The 17,175-nt window shown below is 43.1% G+C and carries 26 protein-coding genes; 21 read left to right on the forward strand and 5 right to left on the reverse strand.

What is annotated here, in order from left to right:
* Positions 1 to 72 precede the first annotated feature (72 nt).
* Entirely contained in the window at positions 73 to 534 is a 462-nt protein-coding gene (locus KFK88_RS07420; RefSeq protein WP_223578220.1) for a methyltransferase family protein, read from the forward strand.
* A gap of 42 nt (positions 535 to 576) precedes the next feature.
* Entirely contained in the window at positions 577 to 954 is a 378-nt protein-coding gene (locus KFK88_RS07425; RefSeq protein WP_223578221.1) for a hypothetical protein, read from the forward strand.
* Positions 955 to 1,029: 75 nt separating this feature from the next.
* On the opposite strand, the gene KFK88_RS07430 is transcribed toward KFK88_RS07425, so the two are convergent.
* Positions 1,030 to 1,884, reverse strand: a complete 855-nt coding sequence (locus KFK88_RS07430; protein ID WP_223578222.1) for a DUF5694 domain-containing protein — start codon at positions 1,882 to 1,884, stop codon at positions 1,030 to 1,032.
* Positions 1,885 to 2,044: 160 nt separating this feature from the next.
* On the opposite strand from KFK88_RS07430, the gene KFK88_RS07435 reads away from it, so the two are divergent.
* From KFK88_RS07435 to KFK88_RS07450, 4 genes are all read left to right on the forward strand, one after another.
* The gene (locus KFK88_RS07435; protein ID WP_223578223.1) at positions 2,045 to 2,392 is read left to right on the forward strand and encodes a Fis family transcriptional regulator; all 348 of its coding nucleotides are present in this window, start codon (positions 2,045 to 2,047) and stop codon (positions 2,390 to 2,392) included.
* Between the two features lie 194 nt (positions 2,393 to 2,586).
* A complete protein-coding gene (locus tag KFK88_RS07440; RefSeq protein ID WP_223578224.1) occupies positions 2,587 to 2,796 on the forward strand; it encodes a cold-shock protein in 210 nt (69 codons plus the stop codon).
* Positions 2,797 to 2,975: 179 nt separating this feature from the next.
* Positions 2,976 to 3,326, forward strand: coding sequence for a hypothetical protein (locus tag KFK88_RS07445; RefSeq protein WP_223578226.1), 351 nt, complete (start codon positions 2,976 to 2,978; stop codon positions 3,324 to 3,326).
* A complete protein-coding gene (locus KFK88_RS07450) occupies positions 3,319 to 3,570 on the forward strand; it encodes a YdeI/OmpD-associated family protein (RefSeq protein WP_223578227.1) in 252 nt (83 codons plus the stop codon). Before KFK88_RS07445 ends, KFK88_RS07450 begins: the two co-directional genes overlap by 8 nt.
* A 1-nt stretch (position 3,571) precedes the next feature.
* Here the strand turns inward: KFK88_RS07450 and KFK88_RS07455 are convergent, their stop codons facing one another.
* Positions 3,572 to 4,210, reverse strand: coding sequence for a glutathione S-transferase family protein (locus KFK88_RS07455; protein ID WP_223578228.1), 639 nt, complete (start codon positions 4,208 to 4,210; stop codon positions 3,572 to 3,574).
* Between the two features lie 87 nt (positions 4,211 to 4,297).
* Between KFK88_RS07455 and KFK88_RS07460 the strand changes: the two genes are divergently transcribed.
* The 4 genes from KFK88_RS07460 to KFK88_RS07475 all read left to right on the forward strand — a co-directional run bounded on the left by KFK88_RS07460 (position 4,298) and on the right by KFK88_RS07475 (position 6,187).
* The gene (locus KFK88_RS07460) at positions 4,298 to 4,957 is read left to right on the forward strand and encodes a toxin-antitoxin system YwqK family antitoxin (RefSeq protein WP_223578229.1); all 660 of its coding nucleotides are present in this window, start codon (positions 4,298 to 4,300) and stop codon (positions 4,955 to 4,957) included.
* 116 nt (positions 4,958 to 5,073) lie between these two features.
* Complete coding sequence (locus KFK88_RS07465) at positions 5,074 to 5,580, forward strand: GNAT family N-acetyltransferase (protein WP_223578230.1); 507 nt, start codon at positions 5,074 to 5,076, stop codon at positions 5,578 to 5,580.
* Positions 5,577 to 5,783 carry a DUF3565 domain-containing protein gene (locus tag KFK88_RS07470; RefSeq protein WP_223578231.1) on the forward strand — a complete coding sequence of 69 codons (207 nt, stop codon included), beginning with the start codon at positions 5,577 to 5,579 and terminating at the stop codon, positions 5,781 to 5,783. Before KFK88_RS07465 ends, KFK88_RS07470 begins: the two co-directional genes overlap by 4 nt.
* A 71-nt stretch (positions 5,784 to 5,854) precedes the next feature.
* Positions 5,855 to 6,187 carry a zinc ribbon domain-containing protein YjdM gene (locus tag KFK88_RS07475; protein WP_223578232.1) on the forward strand — a complete coding sequence of 111 codons (333 nt, stop codon included), beginning with the start codon at positions 5,855 to 5,857 and terminating at the stop codon, positions 6,185 to 6,187.
* Positions 6,188 to 6,253: 66 nt separating this feature from the next.
* On the opposite strand, the gene KFK88_RS07480 is transcribed toward KFK88_RS07475, so the two are convergent.
* Together KFK88_RS07480 and KFK88_RS07485 are read right to left on the reverse strand one after the other, a co-directional pair.
* The gene (locus tag KFK88_RS07480; protein WP_223578233.1) at positions 6,254 to 7,078 is read right to left on the reverse strand and encodes a hypothetical protein; all 825 of its coding nucleotides are present in this window, start codon (positions 7,076 to 7,078) and stop codon (positions 6,254 to 6,256) included.
* Entirely contained in the window at positions 7,062 to 7,625 is a 564-nt protein-coding gene (locus KFK88_RS07485) for an RNA polymerase sigma factor (protein WP_223578235.1), read from the reverse strand. The genes KFK88_RS07480 and KFK88_RS07485 overlap by 17 nt, the downstream gene beginning before the upstream one ends.
* A 156-nt stretch (positions 7,626 to 7,781) precedes the next feature.
* On the opposite strand from KFK88_RS07485, the gene KFK88_RS07490 reads away from it, so the two are divergent.
* The 11 genes from KFK88_RS07490 to KFK88_RS07540 all read left to right on the forward strand — a co-directional run bounded on the left by KFK88_RS07490 (position 7,782) and on the right by KFK88_RS07540 (position 16,373).
* On the forward strand, positions 7,782 to 8,051 hold the full coding sequence (locus tag KFK88_RS07490) for a hypothetical protein (protein WP_223578237.1): 270 nt from the start codon (positions 7,782 to 7,784) through the stop codon (positions 8,049 to 8,051).
* Between the two features lie 36 nt (positions 8,052 to 8,087).
* Entirely contained in the window at positions 8,088 to 8,507 is a 420-nt protein-coding gene (locus tag KFK88_RS07495) for a VOC family protein (RefSeq protein ID WP_223578239.1), read from the forward strand.
* Positions 8,508 to 8,631: 124 nt separating this feature from the next.
* The gene (locus KFK88_RS07500) at positions 8,632 to 9,153 is read left to right on the forward strand and encodes a CC0125/CC1285 family lipoprotein (RefSeq protein ID WP_223578241.1); all 522 of its coding nucleotides are present in this window, start codon (positions 8,632 to 8,634) and stop codon (positions 9,151 to 9,153) included.
* 116 nt (positions 9,154 to 9,269) lie between these two features.
* A complete protein-coding gene (locus KFK88_RS07505) occupies positions 9,270 to 9,470 on the forward strand; it encodes a hypothetical protein (protein ID WP_223578243.1) in 201 nt (66 codons plus the stop codon).
* Positions 9,471 to 9,628: 158 nt separating this feature from the next.
* Positions 9,629 to 10,465, forward strand: coding sequence for a type I methionyl aminopeptidase (map, locus tag KFK88_RS07510; protein ID WP_223578245.1), 837 nt, complete (start codon positions 9,629 to 9,631; stop codon positions 10,463 to 10,465).
* Positions 10,466 to 10,478: 13 nt separating this feature from the next.
* Positions 10,479 to 13,139: a [protein-PII] uridylyltransferase gene (gene glnD, locus KFK88_RS07515; protein WP_223578248.1), complete on the forward strand. Its 2,661-nt coding sequence runs from the start codon at positions 10,479 to 10,481 to the stop codon at positions 13,137 to 13,139.
* A 25-nt stretch (positions 13,140 to 13,164) separates the two neighbouring features.
* Entirely contained in the window at positions 13,165 to 13,995 is an 831-nt protein-coding gene (gene dapD, locus KFK88_RS07520) for a 2,3,4,5-tetrahydropyridine-2,6-dicarboxylate N-succinyltransferase (protein WP_223578250.1), read from the forward strand.
* A 14-nt stretch (positions 13,996 to 14,009) separates the two neighbouring features.
* Positions 14,010 to 14,354 carry an arsenate reductase gene (locus KFK88_RS07525; RefSeq protein WP_223578251.1) on the forward strand — a complete coding sequence of 115 codons (345 nt, stop codon included), beginning with the start codon at positions 14,010 to 14,012 and terminating at the stop codon, positions 14,352 to 14,354.
* 8 nt (positions 14,355 to 14,362) lie between these two features.
* Positions 14,363 to 15,505, forward strand: a complete 1,143-nt coding sequence (gene dapE / locus KFK88_RS07530) for a succinyl-diaminopimelate desuccinylase (protein ID WP_223578254.1) — start codon at positions 14,363 to 14,365, stop codon at positions 15,503 to 15,505.
* 3 nt (positions 15,506 to 15,508) lie between these two features.
* Positions 15,509 to 16,222: a M15 family metallopeptidase gene (locus KFK88_RS07535; protein WP_223578256.1), complete on the forward strand. Its 714-nt coding sequence runs from the start codon at positions 15,509 to 15,511 to the stop codon at positions 16,220 to 16,222.
* 10 nt (positions 16,223 to 16,232) lie between these two features.
* Positions 16,233 to 16,373, forward strand: coding sequence for a DUF2897 family protein (locus KFK88_RS07540; RefSeq protein ID WP_223578258.1), 141 nt, complete (start codon positions 16,233 to 16,235; stop codon positions 16,371 to 16,373).
* Between the two features lie 4 nt (positions 16,374 to 16,377).
* Here the strand turns inward: KFK88_RS07540 and KFK88_RS07545 are convergent, their stop codons facing one another.
* Positions 16,378 to 17,118, reverse strand: a complete 741-nt coding sequence (locus KFK88_RS07545; protein ID WP_223578260.1) for an enoyl-CoA hydratase — start codon at positions 17,116 to 17,118, stop codon at positions 16,378 to 16,380.
* Positions 17,119 to 17,175: the final 57 nt, after the last annotated feature.

Raw genomic sequence — 17,175 nt, forward strand, 5'->3', positions numbered from 1 at the left:
ACGCACCTTGCCTCAAATTTAGGTTAAAGTGTCTGTTCAGAACCAGCAATAAATACGACTTGATCATAAATAATGAAATCACTCGAACTTAAAATCCCGCCAGTGGTGGTACTTGTTATAGCTGCTTTGGCTATGTGGGCTGTGGCTCGCTTATTCCCTACTCCGCTTATTGTTTTCCCTGGCGCGGTTTGGTTGGTAGGTAGCATTACGTTTATCGGCTGTTGTATTGTTTTTCTTGGGGTGTGGGGATTTGGGAAAGCAGGTACGACGGTTGATCCGCGAGCTCCTGATAAGTCTGAAAAGTTGGTTGTGAGCGGGATCTATCGTTTCAGCCGTAACCCGATGTATTTGGTTTTTCTTCTGCTATTGTGCTCTTGGAGTTTGAAGTTGGGTAGCGCACTTGGTTTATTGTTCCTACCCTTGTTCGCTCTTTATATGAATCGTTTTCAAATCATTCCAGAAGAACGCTGGATGCATAACAAGTTTGGTGAGTCGTACCAAAAATACAAATCACAAGTTCGTCGGTGGATTTGACTCTCCTCTTGTTCAGCAACACAATTCAAAAAAGTTGGGAACATGAAAAATACGATATTCTTTTTATATATTATAACCTTTACTCTTGCTGGATGTATCGGCTCACCCCCAAAAGAGATTATTGGGAACGATATTAAAAATAACGAGCTAAACTTTCTCGTCTGGTACGACGGGTGGGGTGGCTTAACGATCTGGGGGATAGGGTTTACGACTTCCCCGTCTGTAAAGTGCGGAGATAAAGAAATCCTCTTCTATACTACTTATGATACTCATACACGTTTTTTTGAAGAAACGTACCCTAATAGGAAGTACCCTAAAGACAAAACCTTTGCTAAAAACTACAACCTAGAGCTTCTGAAATATTTTAAAGCGACTGGTAATGAGTGCGATTTTTCAGAAATTTTAAAAGAGCAAGCGTAGGTTGGGGTGAAACCCCAACGGTAACTCTTTAGTTATCTGGAGAGCAACCTAGCCTACAGATGCTTCTACTAAAAGTTAATGTTCCTCTAAATACTTTAATGTATCCACCATTTCGAATTTAGGGCTTCTTTTTATAAATTCTCTTAAAAATGCAGTGTGTGCTCGCCCCATGAGAATGAAGACTCGGTCGTCTTTGGTCATGGGGATGCGGTTGAGGTTGGAGTAGATGCGCATGTTGCGTTGGTAGAAGATGGCAGCGTTATCGGCACCTTCGAAGCCGTCATCAATTCCGACATACAACAGTTTATCGGCGTTAGTGTTAATCGAGTAATCCATTTGAGCTGGCTCATTAAATAGCTTTAACTTCTCAAGTAGCGACATCTGATCAAACCGTTTCTCACGCTCTGCAATCTCTGATTGGTCTCTATAAGGCTCATTAGTAATCTGTAGGTAAGTTTTGGGGTCGATAGAGTTGGTTAGTTCAGGAGTTCCCTCGATATAGTCGCCGACGCTGTAGTTATAGCCCATGTGGTTATCAATACCGTATAGCCTTTTAACATTACTTAGTCTGCCCACTTCAAAGGCAATCATGCTGATTTCACCGTCTTTGTGGCTAAGCTCTGCGGGATCGTTTAAATATTCTTGATAGGCTTGATTCAACTGTTCATCGTACTTTGGGAGCTTTTCAACCACGATAATCGTCGGTTTAAATTGAGCCAATAATCTCGCGACTTCCCTCGCCTGTTGTTTGGAATCGTCAGACGCTTCATCAAACTCGGTTTTGTGTGCATCGGGTGTATAACCAAAGTGAAACGTGCCAAAGTTGAGAACCTGTATTTTATTAGGGACATGTCTTTCCGCTAACTGCTCATTCTTAACGCTACACCCAAACACTATACATATCGTTAGTAAAAGCGATATACACCTCATGGTTACTCCTCTTTATTCATAGTTAACCGCCAATCACTGCTTCCAGCTGATAGCGACCTCCCTTGGCAAATTAGATTAATCGTTAAACGTTTTTAGGACAAGGGTGATTTATAGCAATATCAATACCTTGTTCGGTCATAGCTGTGTTAGGCTACTCCCCATGAAGAAAAGTGATAAGAAGACCGAAAAGTTAATCGTAAAAACACTAACCGATGCTTGCCATGTGCTGACGGATTCGGTTGAGGGTTTTGAGTGGCTGACCCACTTTGTGGATTATAAGGCGTTTCCAGAGTCTTTAGAGGTTGTGTGTATTTTCGATACGGAAGATTCCTTATCAACAGCCTTGCAGGAACATCAAGGGAGTTTTATAGCTTCAGTGATTACTGACAAGCTAAAGTCGATCGAGGTGCCATTAACCAATAGCGCTAAACAGATCAGTTTTGATACGGAAGAAGCGTGCGAGAGAGAACATAAGGGTAACTGGGCAAGGCGTTTTTTGGCTCAATAAAGCAAAATATAAGTAGACAGGGAGTAAACAAGCCTATACTCTGCTCGGCAGCTAGAAAGAAGTCTCTATTTTCATCCTACATTTCATTGTTTTATTTTTAATTCTTTGTCCTGCAGTTTCTAAATATCAGTCTACATTTACAGCTATTCAAGCCTCTTGAAGGCACCCTTATATTTAAATTACAGGATATTATTATGTCTAATACAATTAAAGGAACCGTTAAATGGTTCAACGAATCTAAAGGTTTTGGTTTTATCGAGCAGCAAAATGGTCCAGACGTGTTCGCACACTACAGTGCCATCAGTAGCTCAGGTTTTAAAACTTTAGCCGAAGGTCAGCAAGTTGAGTTTACGGTTACTGACGGTCAGAAAGGCCCTCAGGCTGAAAATATTGTTGCGGTTTAATTACTAGCACTCTATTTCAAAGGGCAGATCTTTCGAGGTCTGCCCTTTTTTATTTCCTAGGAACTCACTACCATCTGTAAAGCACCTACAAGTAAAGCTCGTAAACTTTGAAGTATCTACTTCAGTTTTCTGAATCGCCATATTAAACTTGATGTAAAAGATTACCAAGGGAATGTTTTATGTCACTCACCGTTTTGATCATTGGTTGTTTCTTGCAGTTCATGTTTGCAGGCTTCCAAATGATGTTTGTCATCTTCAGCGCATCAGGCGCGGTGAACACTCACACCATCAAAGGATTTAAGCTCGCGCTGCTCAACTCATCGATCATTATTCTGCCGCTGTCGAGCCTGATAACCATCGTACTGTTGATTGTTTTCTACAACAGTGGTTCACCGTATCTATCCAACTGGTGGCACGCAATGCCTGTCGGACTATCGATACTGTACTTAATCTACGTCACCGCTCTCACTAGGGGTGAATCTACAATAAATACACACATTAGTTCGAATCAAGAGACTAGCGATGCCTAATTCCAGGATTTCCGAGGGCGTAGTTCACTCTCTACCAGATGACTTACGTGGCTCCATCTTGTCAGAAAAAGACGTGTTGGAACGCTGGGAAGATATTACTCCGTTAGCACGTAATGAATGGATCTGCTGGGTAGAAGACGCCAAGAAAATCGAAACTCGACAACGGAGAATTGAGCGTGTTAGTTTTGATCTCAAAGCAGGCAAGCGCAGGCCATGTTGTTGGCCTGGCTGCCCACACCGGTAATTTACTCTTTCTCAGCGATTAACTGCTCATCAAGCCTTTTTGCGGCTTTAAAGGCTTCTCTATCTGAAACTCGAGCAGCATACTCTTTAAAACCATCCCGAACATCCATGGTGCCAAAGTGCAATCCCCACAGAACATGAGAGCCAACATAGACGTCCGCCGCGGTAAACTCATCGCCAGCAACGTAAGGAGACTCAAGTAACCGTTGCGATAACACGTCCAACACACGCTCGTAATTACCGTAACCAACCATGGTTTCTTGCTCTTTTTTTACCGCGACTTCAAGCGAACGGTTAACGATAGCGGCTTCCAGGGGCCCTGCGCTGAAAAATAGCCAGCGATAATAGTCAGCGCGCTTGCTCAGCTCTGGCGCCAAACCTGCATCTGGAAAAGCGTCAGCCAAATAAGCACAAATCGCTGAACACTCGGTCACAACTTGCCCATTATGAACAATTGTCGGTACCTTCCCCATCGGATTGAGTTTCAAGTATTCCTCGGACTTCATTGCTGGGCCGTACTCAAGGATTTCTTGACGGTATTCAGCACCGACTTCCTCAAGCATCCAGCGGGCAATTTGACCTCTGGATTGAGGGTTGGTGTAAAAAATCATATGACAGTTATCAGATTCAGTCAGCGGCATAATCACTCCATATTCTTATCATGCTGGTAATTCTTAACAGTACCAGCGATTAAGAACTCATAGCAATATATTTAATAGAAGGCTAATATGATAAAAAACAAGGACAAGGGGAATATTATGAAACTAGCGTTTATATCTTTAAATTTAGTTATAGCAATTGTTCTCAGCGCTTCCATTAGCGTCAATGCAGCCGATGAAGCGTTTGATTACACACAAGTTAAGCCCGAACATTATGCAAATTTAGAGCACAAATCTCAGTTTACGGACAAACAGGGCGATACCTACAAAATTCATAATACGAAGTATAGTAAAGGACTTTACATACAGATCACGGTAAATGGACGTCAAAAGTGGAAAAAGCATGGCCGTTTTTATTCAATATCTTCCAGCTCAGGCAAAACCACGGGATTTGTAACCTATCACTATGGCGTTAAAGAGGGACCAAGCGAATCCTATAACAGTAAAGGACAGGTCAAATTTAAAAAGCTCTATAAAGATGGAGCGCTTGAAGGACCTTGGCAACAGTTTACCGATGAAGGGAAGCTTTTTGAGGAATGTGTCTATCTTGCCGGCAAAAAACACGGTAAACAGATCACATACCATTCAAACGGACAGCCTCAGTTTGAATCTACTTACGTTGAAGGCAACCGCGAGGGAGAGTCTTATCATTACAGTGACAAAGGAAAGCTTGTTGCTAAGAGAGTTTATAAAGGTGGTAAGCAGGTCGGTAAAACCCAATGGTTCTAGTGCTTTAGGCTTAGTACTTTGTTCTTTACAATTACCGCGTTGACTACACTTCTGTGCACGGTTTAGGTCGAGAAACAGTACACACCAACCTATATTAGAGCTTGAACACGAACCTCATGAATAGAGCAACTACAACACTTAGCTTGCAACCAATGCTTAAGGGAAACGGAGAAAATGATAAGGTTTCTCAGTTGCGTGTTTCGGATAATCAGATTGGATTTGTCGAGCCCATTGCTGACATATTGAAAAACCTGAGTCCGGCTGTTCATGGTCATGTCATACAATTGGACAAGAATATCATTGGGTTCTTTTTGATCGACACTTCCTATTCTAGCAACTATGAATTTTGCGAGACTGGCAGTATCGGCTTGCGTTCATTTTTTATAGATCATCGTTACCAAGGCCATGGCTTTGGCAAGCAAGTAACTCAGCTGCTGCGTGACTACCTTGCGCCAAACTACCCCAATAACCATAGTGTTTATTTAACCGTAAACTGCAAAAACCCAGCCGCTAAACATTGTTATGAACAAGGTGGCTTTGTTGATACTCAGGAGCTGTATCACGGTGGCGACTTTGGCCCTCAGCATATTTTGAAGTTGAATCTTGATGAGACTCAGAGATGAAACAGCCAATTCGTGGTTACCATAAAGATGAACACAACGACTGGGTCGCAGAGTTAGCTTGTGGGCACTGTCAACATGTTCGCCACAAACCGCCATTCTTTAGCCGGCCTTGGGTAGTGTCACCCGCGGGTCGAGACTCTATGCTGGGCGAGGAACTCAACTGTGTTAAGTGTGATGACGGTGCGCCTAAAGATTCTGTCTAAGTCAAACCCTACCCAAACCATCGTAATTCTTTATAATGTTCCCCATTCATACCTAATAAAGCCCAGCCAGAATGAGCCAATTACCCAACTGTCCGCAATGCGATTCAACCTATACATATCAAGATCAGGCCATGCTGGTATGCCCAGAGTGTGGACACGAATGGTCTCAAGACGCTTCTGACCAAGATGAAGCTTCAGTTAAAGATTCAAATGGTAACCCGCTTGCGGACGGCGACACAGTGACGGTCATTAAAGATCTAAAAATCAAAGGCTCGTCCCAGGTAGTTAAAGTCGGCACAAAAGTTAAGAACATTCGCTTGGTCGATGGCGATCATGACATTGACTGTAAAATTCCAGGAATCGGTGCGATGAAACTCAAGTCCCAGTTTGTTAAGAAAGTATAGGAACATAAAAGTAGCGGCTTTGACACCGCTACTCAGTTAAGGACTGTTTTCTTAAGCAATCAGTGCTTAATTCAAATGGAACAGACTATCTTCAAAGCGTTGATTGTAAGTAACATCAGCCTCCATTTGAAAACCCGCAGAGCCATCTTCTAGCGTTTGGATAACATTAATTTTTACCGGTAAATGGCTTTTAGGGTCAACCCAGACTCTGGTTTCAATATTACTTTCCTCAATCAAGTAACCGCTCAATTCAGCGCCATAAAATGTTTGCGTGCCTAGAGACTGCGCTTTATCAGGATCAACGTCTAATATTAGCTTGCGCCAGTATAGCGGATCGTCTTGAACGCCCTGCTGGGTGTTTCCTGTTTCAAAATCAAACGGAACCGTTTGATTATCACCCGACAACTTCATAACACCTTTGCCTTGGTTGATGTCCATAATGTTCACGAAAGTAGGCTCTCCGTTATGACCTAGAGCATAACTCTCCATGCGCATCTGCCCGCTATCACGATAATAGACTTTTATATCCATTAAGTGTTGACCAGAGTTTGTCATAGTCGCGCTGTAAAAGAAGTTACTCACTTTCTTGAATTCGGCCACCATGCTTGCAAATGAGGTCTGCGGTGAGGCACTAAAGATAAAAATAGCTAGTGCAAAACTAGCGGCTGCACCCATAGAACCTGCCAGCTTGAGCCCTGAAAAACTCAAGGTTTCTCGCCACCATGCGGATAACTTCTGAACAAGACTAGGTTCTGAGTTATCGGCTTCCGCTTCAATCGCAACAGCTCGTAACAAACTATCTTGTGCTCTATCAGCTTCTTCACTGAGCGCTTTTTGAGATTTAAGGTTTTCAACCGCTTTATCTAAATGTTGATCAGCTGTATGTTTCATGCTTCTCTCCTGTATTCTGACTGTGACTAAGTAAGCGGGCCAACTTTTGCCTTGTTCTATTGAGAATGATGCCAACATTGCCTGAGGTAAGAGATAACTGCTCGGCAATATCATCGTAAGAAAGTTCCTCGACAAACCGTAAAACGAACACTTTTGCTTCTTGCTCAGAAAGCTTTGTTAAGGCATCTCTAAGCTGCTGGATGTCTTGTGTCAGAGCAAACTGCTTTTCTGGTGTAGGTTCAGAGCTCGAAGATAGTGGCATAACATTTCCTGTAAACTCCTCATCAGAAAAACTCTGTTCCGATAAACGATGATGCTTTCGTAATAAATCAAGGCTGGCAGAGGTTGCCATAGTCGTCAGATAAGCAGCCCAGTTTTTAACGTTGTCGAACGCCTTAGGTGTTTTCTTAAACAGCTTCATGTAAACCTCTTGCGTGATATCTTCGGCATGATAACTATCACCGACGATACGGTAAGCTGTCGCGAACACCTGTCGCCCATATTGATTTGCTAATTCAGCAATGTGCTGCTTCTGTTGCTTTTTCAACGGTTTTCCCCATTTAAGTGGCCTCACTACTATAGACGAAATCAAAACCAAGTTTCTTACATAAAATTAAAATTCATCGCTTATGATTAACTTTTAGTCCTCCCTGCCTTTCTGATAGGATAAAAGTGTCCTTCAATAAAATAGGAGTGTGTCAATATGAAGTATTATTCTCTAATCCTTTCAATGGCCTTGGCTTTTGGAGTGTTAGGTTGCTCTAGTGACTCCAACAGAACAGCAAAAGAAGACGCAGAGCCTATAAAGGGCAGCCTACAATGGTGTCGTATGTATCACGATCCCGCCACATCAGGCGAGCGAAAACCTAATGCAGCGCGCTATTGCGAGCCGACTCTCGATCGAGACAAGCGCCAAGAGGATGACTCTATCTTAAATGACGGAGCTAAAGTAGAAGTCAAAAAGCCGCTATAAGCATTTAAATAACACTAAAACTAAGGGCCATTTGCAATGCCGCAACCTTTCCACCTAGCCATCCCAGTTCACGATTTGGATAAAGCACGTCAATTTTATGGCGAGCTACTTGGTTTTAATGAAGGCCGTTCGAGCGACCATTGGATCGACTACGACTGCTATGGTCATCAACTGGTCGTGCACTTAGATGAATCCATGAAGCCAGAAGCGTCGAACACTTCCCGCGTTGACGGTCATGGCGTTCCAATTCCACACTTTGGCGTGGTTTTGGACATGCAGCAGTGGAGAAAGCTCGCAGAACATCTCAATCAAAGTGACGTGCCGTTTGTTATCGAACCCTACATCCGATTCGAGGGAAAACCAGGCGAACAAGCGACAATGTTTTTTAATGACCCATCAGGCAATGCGCTAGAGTTTAAGGGTTTTAATAATATGGACGATCTCTTTAAGAAGTGAGTAGCTTGTTCATATACAACTATAAATAAGCTAGGGGAAAACCCTTATTTCTTATTTTTCAATAAGTTGCAGTAATTATTGCTAGACGTTATATTGGTTAAGAACCTTTAATCCGAGAGGCAATATGATGAAAGCATTACAGTTAGTATGTATTTCTATCTGCTTCATTCTCGCAGGGTGTTCCAGCAAAACAGCGTATGCGCCTGCGGAAACTGCAGAAGATTACGGTTATTACAGCACCAAGATTAGCGACAACCGTTATCGAATAGGCTTTAATGGCAATACGTCTACAAGCCAAAATACGGTTAAGGACTATGCTCTGCTGAGAGCAGCAGAACTGACTTTACAAGAAGGCGGTTCATGGTTCCAAGTTGTCGATAGAACCTCTGACAAACAAACCCGCCACACGCCAGGACACACTGAAGTCACCAGAACCGACGTCATTGAGCGTGACTGTGGCCTACTCGGCTGCGAAACCCGTCGTCGTCCCGCCTACACAACGACAGTTTCAGTAGATTCTGGTACTGAACGTAATAAATACAGTAGCTCACTAGAAATAGTCATTGGTAGTGGAGAAAAACCTAGCTCCGATGGCCAGTACTATGATGCAAAACAGCTCGCATCGACCCTAAGAGACGCGATGTAACAGTGCAAAAACGATCCTTATTGAAAAGCGGTCCTCAGCGGCCGCTTTTTTATGGTTTAATTTTACAGTCAAGAAGTCTATCATAATGACTATAACTTCTTGATTTGATAAAACCTATGCAAAACAAGCAACCAGAAGGTAACCATGGTACTACCTATGTCGGAGCCTATATCGCCATTGGTGTAGGGGTTGGAGCGGCATTAGGCGTTGCTATGAGCAATATGATGTTAGGAATGGGCATTGGTGTCGCCATTGGCCTTATCATGGGAATTGGCACGGAAATCAAAAAGCGTAAGTCAACAAAGAACGACTCATAAAGTCGCTGAAGCGATCCATTTAACCATTCTATTAAGTTCTAACAAGTCGCTCTATCGCGTTTCCCTTGTCGCATACAATTCGTTAGAATAGACGCCTATTTTATTGGCTTAGCTCTGCGCAAGTCATATCAAACAAATAAGGTATCATCGGTTATTGTATGGGCATTCAGATTAAGACCCCTGAAGAAATTGAAAAGATGCGAGTCGCTGGCCGTTTGGCAGCAGAAGTTCTTGAAATGATTGGTCAACACGTTACAAAAGGCGTGACCACTGAAGAGCTCGATCGCATCTGTCACGACCATATCGTACACAAGCAAGGTGGCTACCCAGCCACTTTGAATTATGGTGGTTCAGTCTACCCAGTGACCTTGGATGAAGAAGGTAACCCAACACAACCCATAGCCACAGATGGTGGTTTCCCAAAATCCATCTGTACTTCGGTGAATGATGTTGTGTGTCACGGCATCCCAAACAAGAAGCCTCTACGAAATGGTGATATTTTTAATCTAGACGTTACCGTAATTAAAGATGGTTACCACGGTGACACCAGCAAAATGTTCGTGGTCGGTGAGCCAACACCACAAGCCAAGAAACTGATTGATATCACTCAAGAAAGTCTTTACTTGGCGATTGATATGGTAAAACCAGGCGCTAAGCTAGGCGATATTGGCTACGCCATTCAAAAATACGCTGAAGGTAAAGGTTATTCAATTGTCAAAGAATATTGTGGGCATGGGATTGGCGGAAAGTTTCATGAAGAGCCACAGGTGACTCACTATGGTCGTCCCGGTACTGGTGTCGAGCTACAAGAAGGCATGACTTTTACTATCGAGCCAATGGTTAACTTTGGCAAACGCCACGTTAAGCACAACAAAAAAGACGGCTGGACAGTTTTGACAAAAGATAAATCATTATCTGCCCAGTGGGAACATACCTTACTCGTTACGGCCACTGGCGTCGAAGTTTTGACTCGTCGAGAAGAAGAACCCTTCTAAACAGGAACCGTGAGTGGCAAGTCCTGATAAGTTTAATTACCTTCCAAAAGCAGCCGATTTGCTCAAAAAGAGCCAGTCGGCTGAAGGCCCTGATCGCCTTAAAGTCTATAAGAACTATCTCCAAGCAGGCTTAGACGCACTGACTAAACAGTTTCAAAAAGGCACCAGCATCATTCAGCTGTTGCGTGCACGCAGTGCTCTTATGGATCACATTCTAGTAACTAGCTGGTCACAGTTTTCGGTAAACACTGGTTCCACTCTAATCGCAGTTGGCGGTTATGGGCGTGAAGAGCTTCAGCCCTATTCTGATATTGATATCCTGGTGCTACTTAATGAGGAAAATGGTGGAGAGGAAGCTCCTGAACGTAATTTAGAGCTGGAGTCTTGGCTAGCCTTCCTATGGGACATTGGCTTAGAGGTTGGCCATAGCGTACGAACGATTGATCAATGCGAATCTTTAGCACTAGAAGACATATCTGTCGCCACCAATTTAATTGAGTCACGTTTCTTGTGTGGCGATTTAGGGTTACTCAAAGATTTAAATTCTAGAATTAAACAACCAGACTTTTGGCCTTCCAGAAAGTTTTTTCGTGCAAAACTGGATGAGCAAACAGCACGACACATCAAATTTAAAGAAACGTCATTTAACCTTGAGCCCAATATCAAGTCGAACCCTGGTGGACTAAGAGACCTCCAAGTCATCCAATGGATAACTTTAAAACATTTTAAAAGTAGCAGCCTCCATGACTTAATCAAATATGGAATTTTCACTCGACGCGAATACCGTAGCTTGCTCAATGGCCAGCAATTTCTTCACCGAGTTCGCTTCGCGTTACATGTCCTCAGTGGGAAACGCGAAGACCGATTACTTTTCGAACATCAGAAAAAAGTTGCCGAATGGATGGGGTTTGAAGATCACGATAACAAACTGGCGGTAGAGCATCTAATGCAGCGATATTACCGCGCTGTGATGATAATTCGTAACCTCAATGAATTATTCCTGCAAATCTTTGAACAGGAATACTTGCAGAGCAACCAAGAGGTCGAGCGAATTGATCTTGATGATGACTTTTATCTTCACAATCAGCGTATTGGTATTAAACAACCCGACTTGTTTTTACGCAAGCCTCACGCCTTAATCAAAATATTTAGGCACATTGCTATCAATCCGGACATTATCCAAATTGAAGCAAAAACCATGCGTAAAATCCGTTCCAGCCAGCAAATGGTTAACCGCAAATACCGACGCGACCCCATTAATGTCAGTTACTTCAAAGAATTCTTAGCGACAAAGCAACTCACGAGTCGCGGCTTCGCTTTAATGAAGCGAACCAATATTCTCGGCGCCATGATTCCAAAGTTTGCACAAATTGAAGGTCAGATGCAGTTCGACTTGTTTCATGCATATACCGTGGATGAACATACCTTATTTTTATTGCGCTACATCATTCGCTATAACAAACCTGAGTTTCAACATGAATTTCCATTGTGTCGAAAAATCATGAAAACTTTGGTTGATCCGACACCACTATACTTAGCCGCTATTTTTCACGATATTGGCAAAGGTCGTGGCGGTGATCACTCAGAGCTTGGTGCTGTCGATGCGCTTGAGTATGCGACATCCATTGGTCTAGAAAAGCATATTGCGGAGCTCATATCCTGGCTGGTAAAAAATCATTTGATCATGTCTTTAGTCGCACAGCGCAAAGACATTAGCGACCCTGATGTTATCGAAAGCTTTGCCGATCGGATCCCTTCAATTTTACACTTAGAGCTTCTGTACGTTTTAACGGTATCCGACATTCGAGCCACGAATCCAACTTTGTGGAATTCATGGAAAGAGTCATTGTTAAAGGAACTGTTCTTAGCAACCAAGCACTACTTAACGCAGTCTACACCTCGCGCGAATCAAACCGAAATGATGGAAGACACTCGCCAACAGGTATTAGAACAGTTCACTAAAACAGGTGACTCGATTGAACCAGTTCGCGAATTACTAACCGAACTGGGCAATGATTACCTACTGCGCTACCACCCTGAGCAAATCATCTGGCAAACCGAGCAGTTATTGTCACAACCAGAGCTACCTTATGTGGCGATCAAAAACCACCGCTCTCAAGCTGGCACCGAAGTTTTCATTGCTGTGGAAGATCAGCCTGACTTATTCGCTGCAATTACAGCTTTACTTAGCCAGAACCACTTGAACATCCAAGCTGCGACTCTTTTTACGTCACCCAAAGGATTGTGCTTGGATACGTTTATCGTGTTGGATGAACAGGGTCACCCTTTGTCGTATGAACAGCGTATTCAAGAAATTCAGGATAACTTGATCGATGGTCTAACAGATATAGAAAGCCGCGGTGTTTCTGTTAGCCGAGCGGTCCCAACACGCTTGAAATATTTTACAGTTAAAACGCGCATCGAGTTTGTTAATAATCACACCAGTCCATTTACAACTCTTGAAATCACTGCGCTTGACCGCCCGGCCCTCTTAGCCAATATTGGGCAAGCATTCCGTGACTGTGATATTGAAGTTCACTCCGCAAAAATTGTGACGCTGGGTGAACGCGTCGAAGATACCTTTACAATCAGTGATCGCGATAATCGCCCGATTACTGATAAAGCTAAGATTAAAGAAATTACACAACATCTTGAACAAGCGATTAACGCTTAACTCAAATCAAATTATAGGACCAACTATGTCGTTACAAACAATCATTGAAGAAGCATTTGAAAACAGAGATACCTTATCGGTAAGTTCAGCACCAGCAGAAGTTAAAGAAGCTGTCACAGAAGCTCTTAACCTTCTTGACTCAGGTCAGGCCCGTGTTGCTGAGAAAAAAGATGGTGACTGGGTTGTTAATCAGTGGCTAAAAAAAGCGGTGTTACTTTCGTTCCGCTTAAATGACAATAAAGTCATCAACACTGATTTAGCTCAGTTTTACGATAAAGTACCAATGAAATACCAAGGCATGTCAGAAGACGAGTTTAAGTCCGACGGCACTCGAGTAGTTCCACACGCCATTGCGCGTCACGGCTCATATATTGCCAAGAACGTCGTGCTTATGCCAAGTTACACAAACATCGGGGCTTACATTGACGAAGGTGCTATGGTCGATACTTGGGCAACCGTAGGATCGTGTGCTCAAATCGGTAAAAATGTACACCTATCTGGCGGTGCTGGTATTGGTGGCGTATTAGAGCCATTACAGGCAGGCCCAACAATTATTGAAGATAACTGTTTCATCGGCGCACGCTCTGAAGTGGTCGAAGGCGTTATCGTAGAAGAAGGTGCTGTTTTGTCTATGGGCGTTTTCATTGGACAAAGCACTAAAATCTATAACCGTCTTACTGACGAAGTGACTTATGGTCGCGTCCCAGCCGGCTCAGTAGTCGTTCCAGGAAGCTTGCCATCAAAGTGTGGCAAATACAGTTTGAGCTGTGCGGTTATCGTTAAGCAGGTAGATGCCAAAACTCGCGCTAAGACAAGCGTCAATGAACTGCTACGTTTAGGCAAAGAGCAAGGTTAAGGCTAGGTGTTAATATGGTAAAAATTTACGGCATTCCAAATTGTGACACTGTCAGAAAAGCAGTTAAGTGGCTTGAGGCAGAAGGCATTGAGCATGAATTCATTGACTACCGCAAAAACCCACTCGATCGCTCAACGCTAGAAGCTTGGGATCAAGCGATTGGCTGGGAAAAACTTTTGAATAAAAGAAGTACTGCGTGGCGTCCTCTTGATCAGCATGTAAAAGACAATATTGATCGTGAGTCTGCGATTGACCTGATGAAAGACAAAGTAACCTTAATTAAACGTCCTGTCTTAGTCACAGACAGTGAGGTTCACTTAAGCTTTAAACCCGAGCAGTACCAATCCATTTTTAGTTAAGGCCTTTTATGAGCACTGATGTTCTTGAGTTAAGCAAAAACCTAATTAATCGTGAATCTGTCACCCCAGAAGATGCTGGCTGCCAAAAATACATGATGGAGCTATTAAGCCAGCAAGGGTTCAATCACGAAATTATGGACTTTGAAGACACGCAAAATTTTTGGTCTATGCGCCAAGGAAAAACTCAAGGACCTGTGTTTGTATTTGCTGGCCACACCGATGTAGTTCCAGCTGGCAATCTCGAAGACTGGCATACACCACCCTTTGAGGCGACGGAAAAAGACGGTTACTTATTCGGTCGCGGTGCAGCCGATATGAAAGGCAGTCTTGCCGCTATGTTAGCCGCAACACAGCGCTTTGTAACTGACCATCCAGCACACAAAGGCTCCATCGCATACCTCATCACTAGCGATGAAGAAGGTCCATTTATTAATGGTACCGTACGTGTGGTAGAAGAATTGATGAAACGGGGCCAAGCAATTGATTATTGTGTTGTGGGTGAACCGTCAAGTACAGCTCAGCTTGGTGACGTCATTAAAAATGGACGTCGCGGTTCATTAACCGGATTCTTAAAAGTGTTAGGCACACAAGGTCACGTCGCCTACCCGCACCTTGCAGATAATGCCATTCATAAATCGTATCAAGCGCTTCATGCTCTAGCCGAAGAACACTGGGATGATGGCAATGAGTTCTTCCCACCGACGAGCTTCCAGATTGCTATTGAGAACGCAGGAACCGCGACCAATGTTATTCCCGGGGAAAAATATGTTGAGTTCAATTTTCGGTATTCCACAGAGTCTAGCGCTGAAGGCCTAAAACAACGCGTTATTGATATTCTAGACAGCCACCAATTAGACTACGAGCTTAACTGGAAACTTAATGGCGAACCCTTTTTAACACCAGAAGGAAATTTGCTGACTGCTGCAAAGAATGTGATTAAAGAGACTTGTAATATAGAGACTCAAGCATTGACCAGTGGAGGCACCTCTGATGGTCGCTTTATCGCAAAAACCGGTGCGGAAGTGGTCGAGATTGGTCCTGTGAATAAAACCATTCACCAAATAAATGAGTGTGTGAACATCAATGACTTAAGAAAGTTGGTTGATATTTACTATGGTGTACTTAAACACCTACTTGCTAACGAACAGTAAATTATGATGCCTGATAATTCTATGATGACACCAGAACAGCTGATTGGCCTTAACCAAGATCATCTAATCAACATCGAAAACAATAGTGAACTGCTTGGACAAACTTTTCAGTGTCACCATGAAGTTTTAATTCCCATCGCAAAGTTAATTCGTCAGTCAGAGATGGATGGCGTACCGCTACGTATTGTCAGCAGTTACAGAAGCTTTGAGAGACAAGCTGAAATCTGGAACAACAAGTTTAACAATGACGTGGAATTGAATTTACGAGATGGCACTACAGTTCAGTCCTTTGAGCTTACGCCACAAGAGCGCGTTAACGCTATTTTGCATTACTCAGCGATCCCAGGAACCAGTCGTCACCACTGGGGAACAGATTTTGATGTGTTTGACGCAGCGTCTATTGATCAAGGTTATGAGGTTAAGCTGACTCAAGAAGAGTTTGACGAAGGTGGCCCTTGTTCTAATCTTGACGAGTGGCTAGATTATAACTTAGAAAAGTTCGGTTTTTTTAAACCTTATCGAGAAGATAAAGGAGGCGTTGCTTGCGAGCCTTGGCATATCAGCTATAAGCCCATTGCTGATAAAGCACTAGAAGAGTTCCCTGTTGAGTTCTTAAAAGATATTTTGAGACAAAAAGATATTGGTGGGAAAGACCATATTACCTCTCGCTTAGAAAGCTTAGCTAGAAAGTACGTTTATACCATTTGTTCTGAATAAAGGAGTTTATATGTGGGAAGCCATACTGATCACGTTACTGATTTTCGCGATTATTGGCGCGACTTTATTCGTCTTGAAAAGAAACAATAAATTTAAAGTTCCTAAAGGCGTTAAACCTCAGCCTTACAAAGACGACGAAGACGATTACTAATCGCCTATTTCTCTAGAAAACTTTTGAAGATTGCTTTAGCTTCTGCGCTACCAAGTAACTCAGAAAAGCTCCGGGCTTCACGCTCGATTGCCTTACTGACGAGGCCCGAATTAGAGCGAATGAGCTGACGACTAACCCTTAAAGCGTGGGCTGGTTTAGAGGCCAGTTTTTCTGCTTTTTGTTGCGCTATTTCAATATAATTATCAACACCAACAATATCGTTAATAATCCCCAGCTTTTCAGCCTTTTGCGCATCAAAAGGCTCTGCCAATAACAAGAGCTCAGCAGCTCTGACATAACCCAGTTGGCGCGGTAGTAAATAGCTTGAGCCAGCTTCAGGACACAGTCCTAAATCAACAAAAGGCAAACTGAAGTAAGTTTGATCGGTCGCGTAAACTAGATCGCAGTGTAATAGGAGTGTCGTCCCGATACCCACAGCAGGACCAGAAACAGCGGCAACCATCGGCTTATCAAAATTCGACACTTCATGTAAGAACTTCATGACAGGTGTGCCTTCTTCTAATACCGGCTCTGCTAAAAAGTCCGCGATGTCATTGCCTGCGCAAAAGCAACCTTCGCTTCCTTTAAATAGCACCACATTAACATCATCATCTTTCTTGGCCTGAGCCAATATAGACGACATGGCACGATACATATCCGATGTCAGCGCATTTTTCTTATCTGCGCGATGAAACTCAATGTGTAAGACGTGATTAATAACTTGGGAAGTTACTAACTCGGACATGCTGACCTCTGCTTTTGTCTATGAACGAAAACCAAAAGATAACACATCCGAGCAGAT

The organism is Kangiella taiwanensis, from assembly GCF_020005165.1.
GTDB lineage: Bacteria > Pseudomonadota > Gammaproteobacteria > Enterobacterales > Kangiellaceae > Kangiella > Kangiella taiwanensis.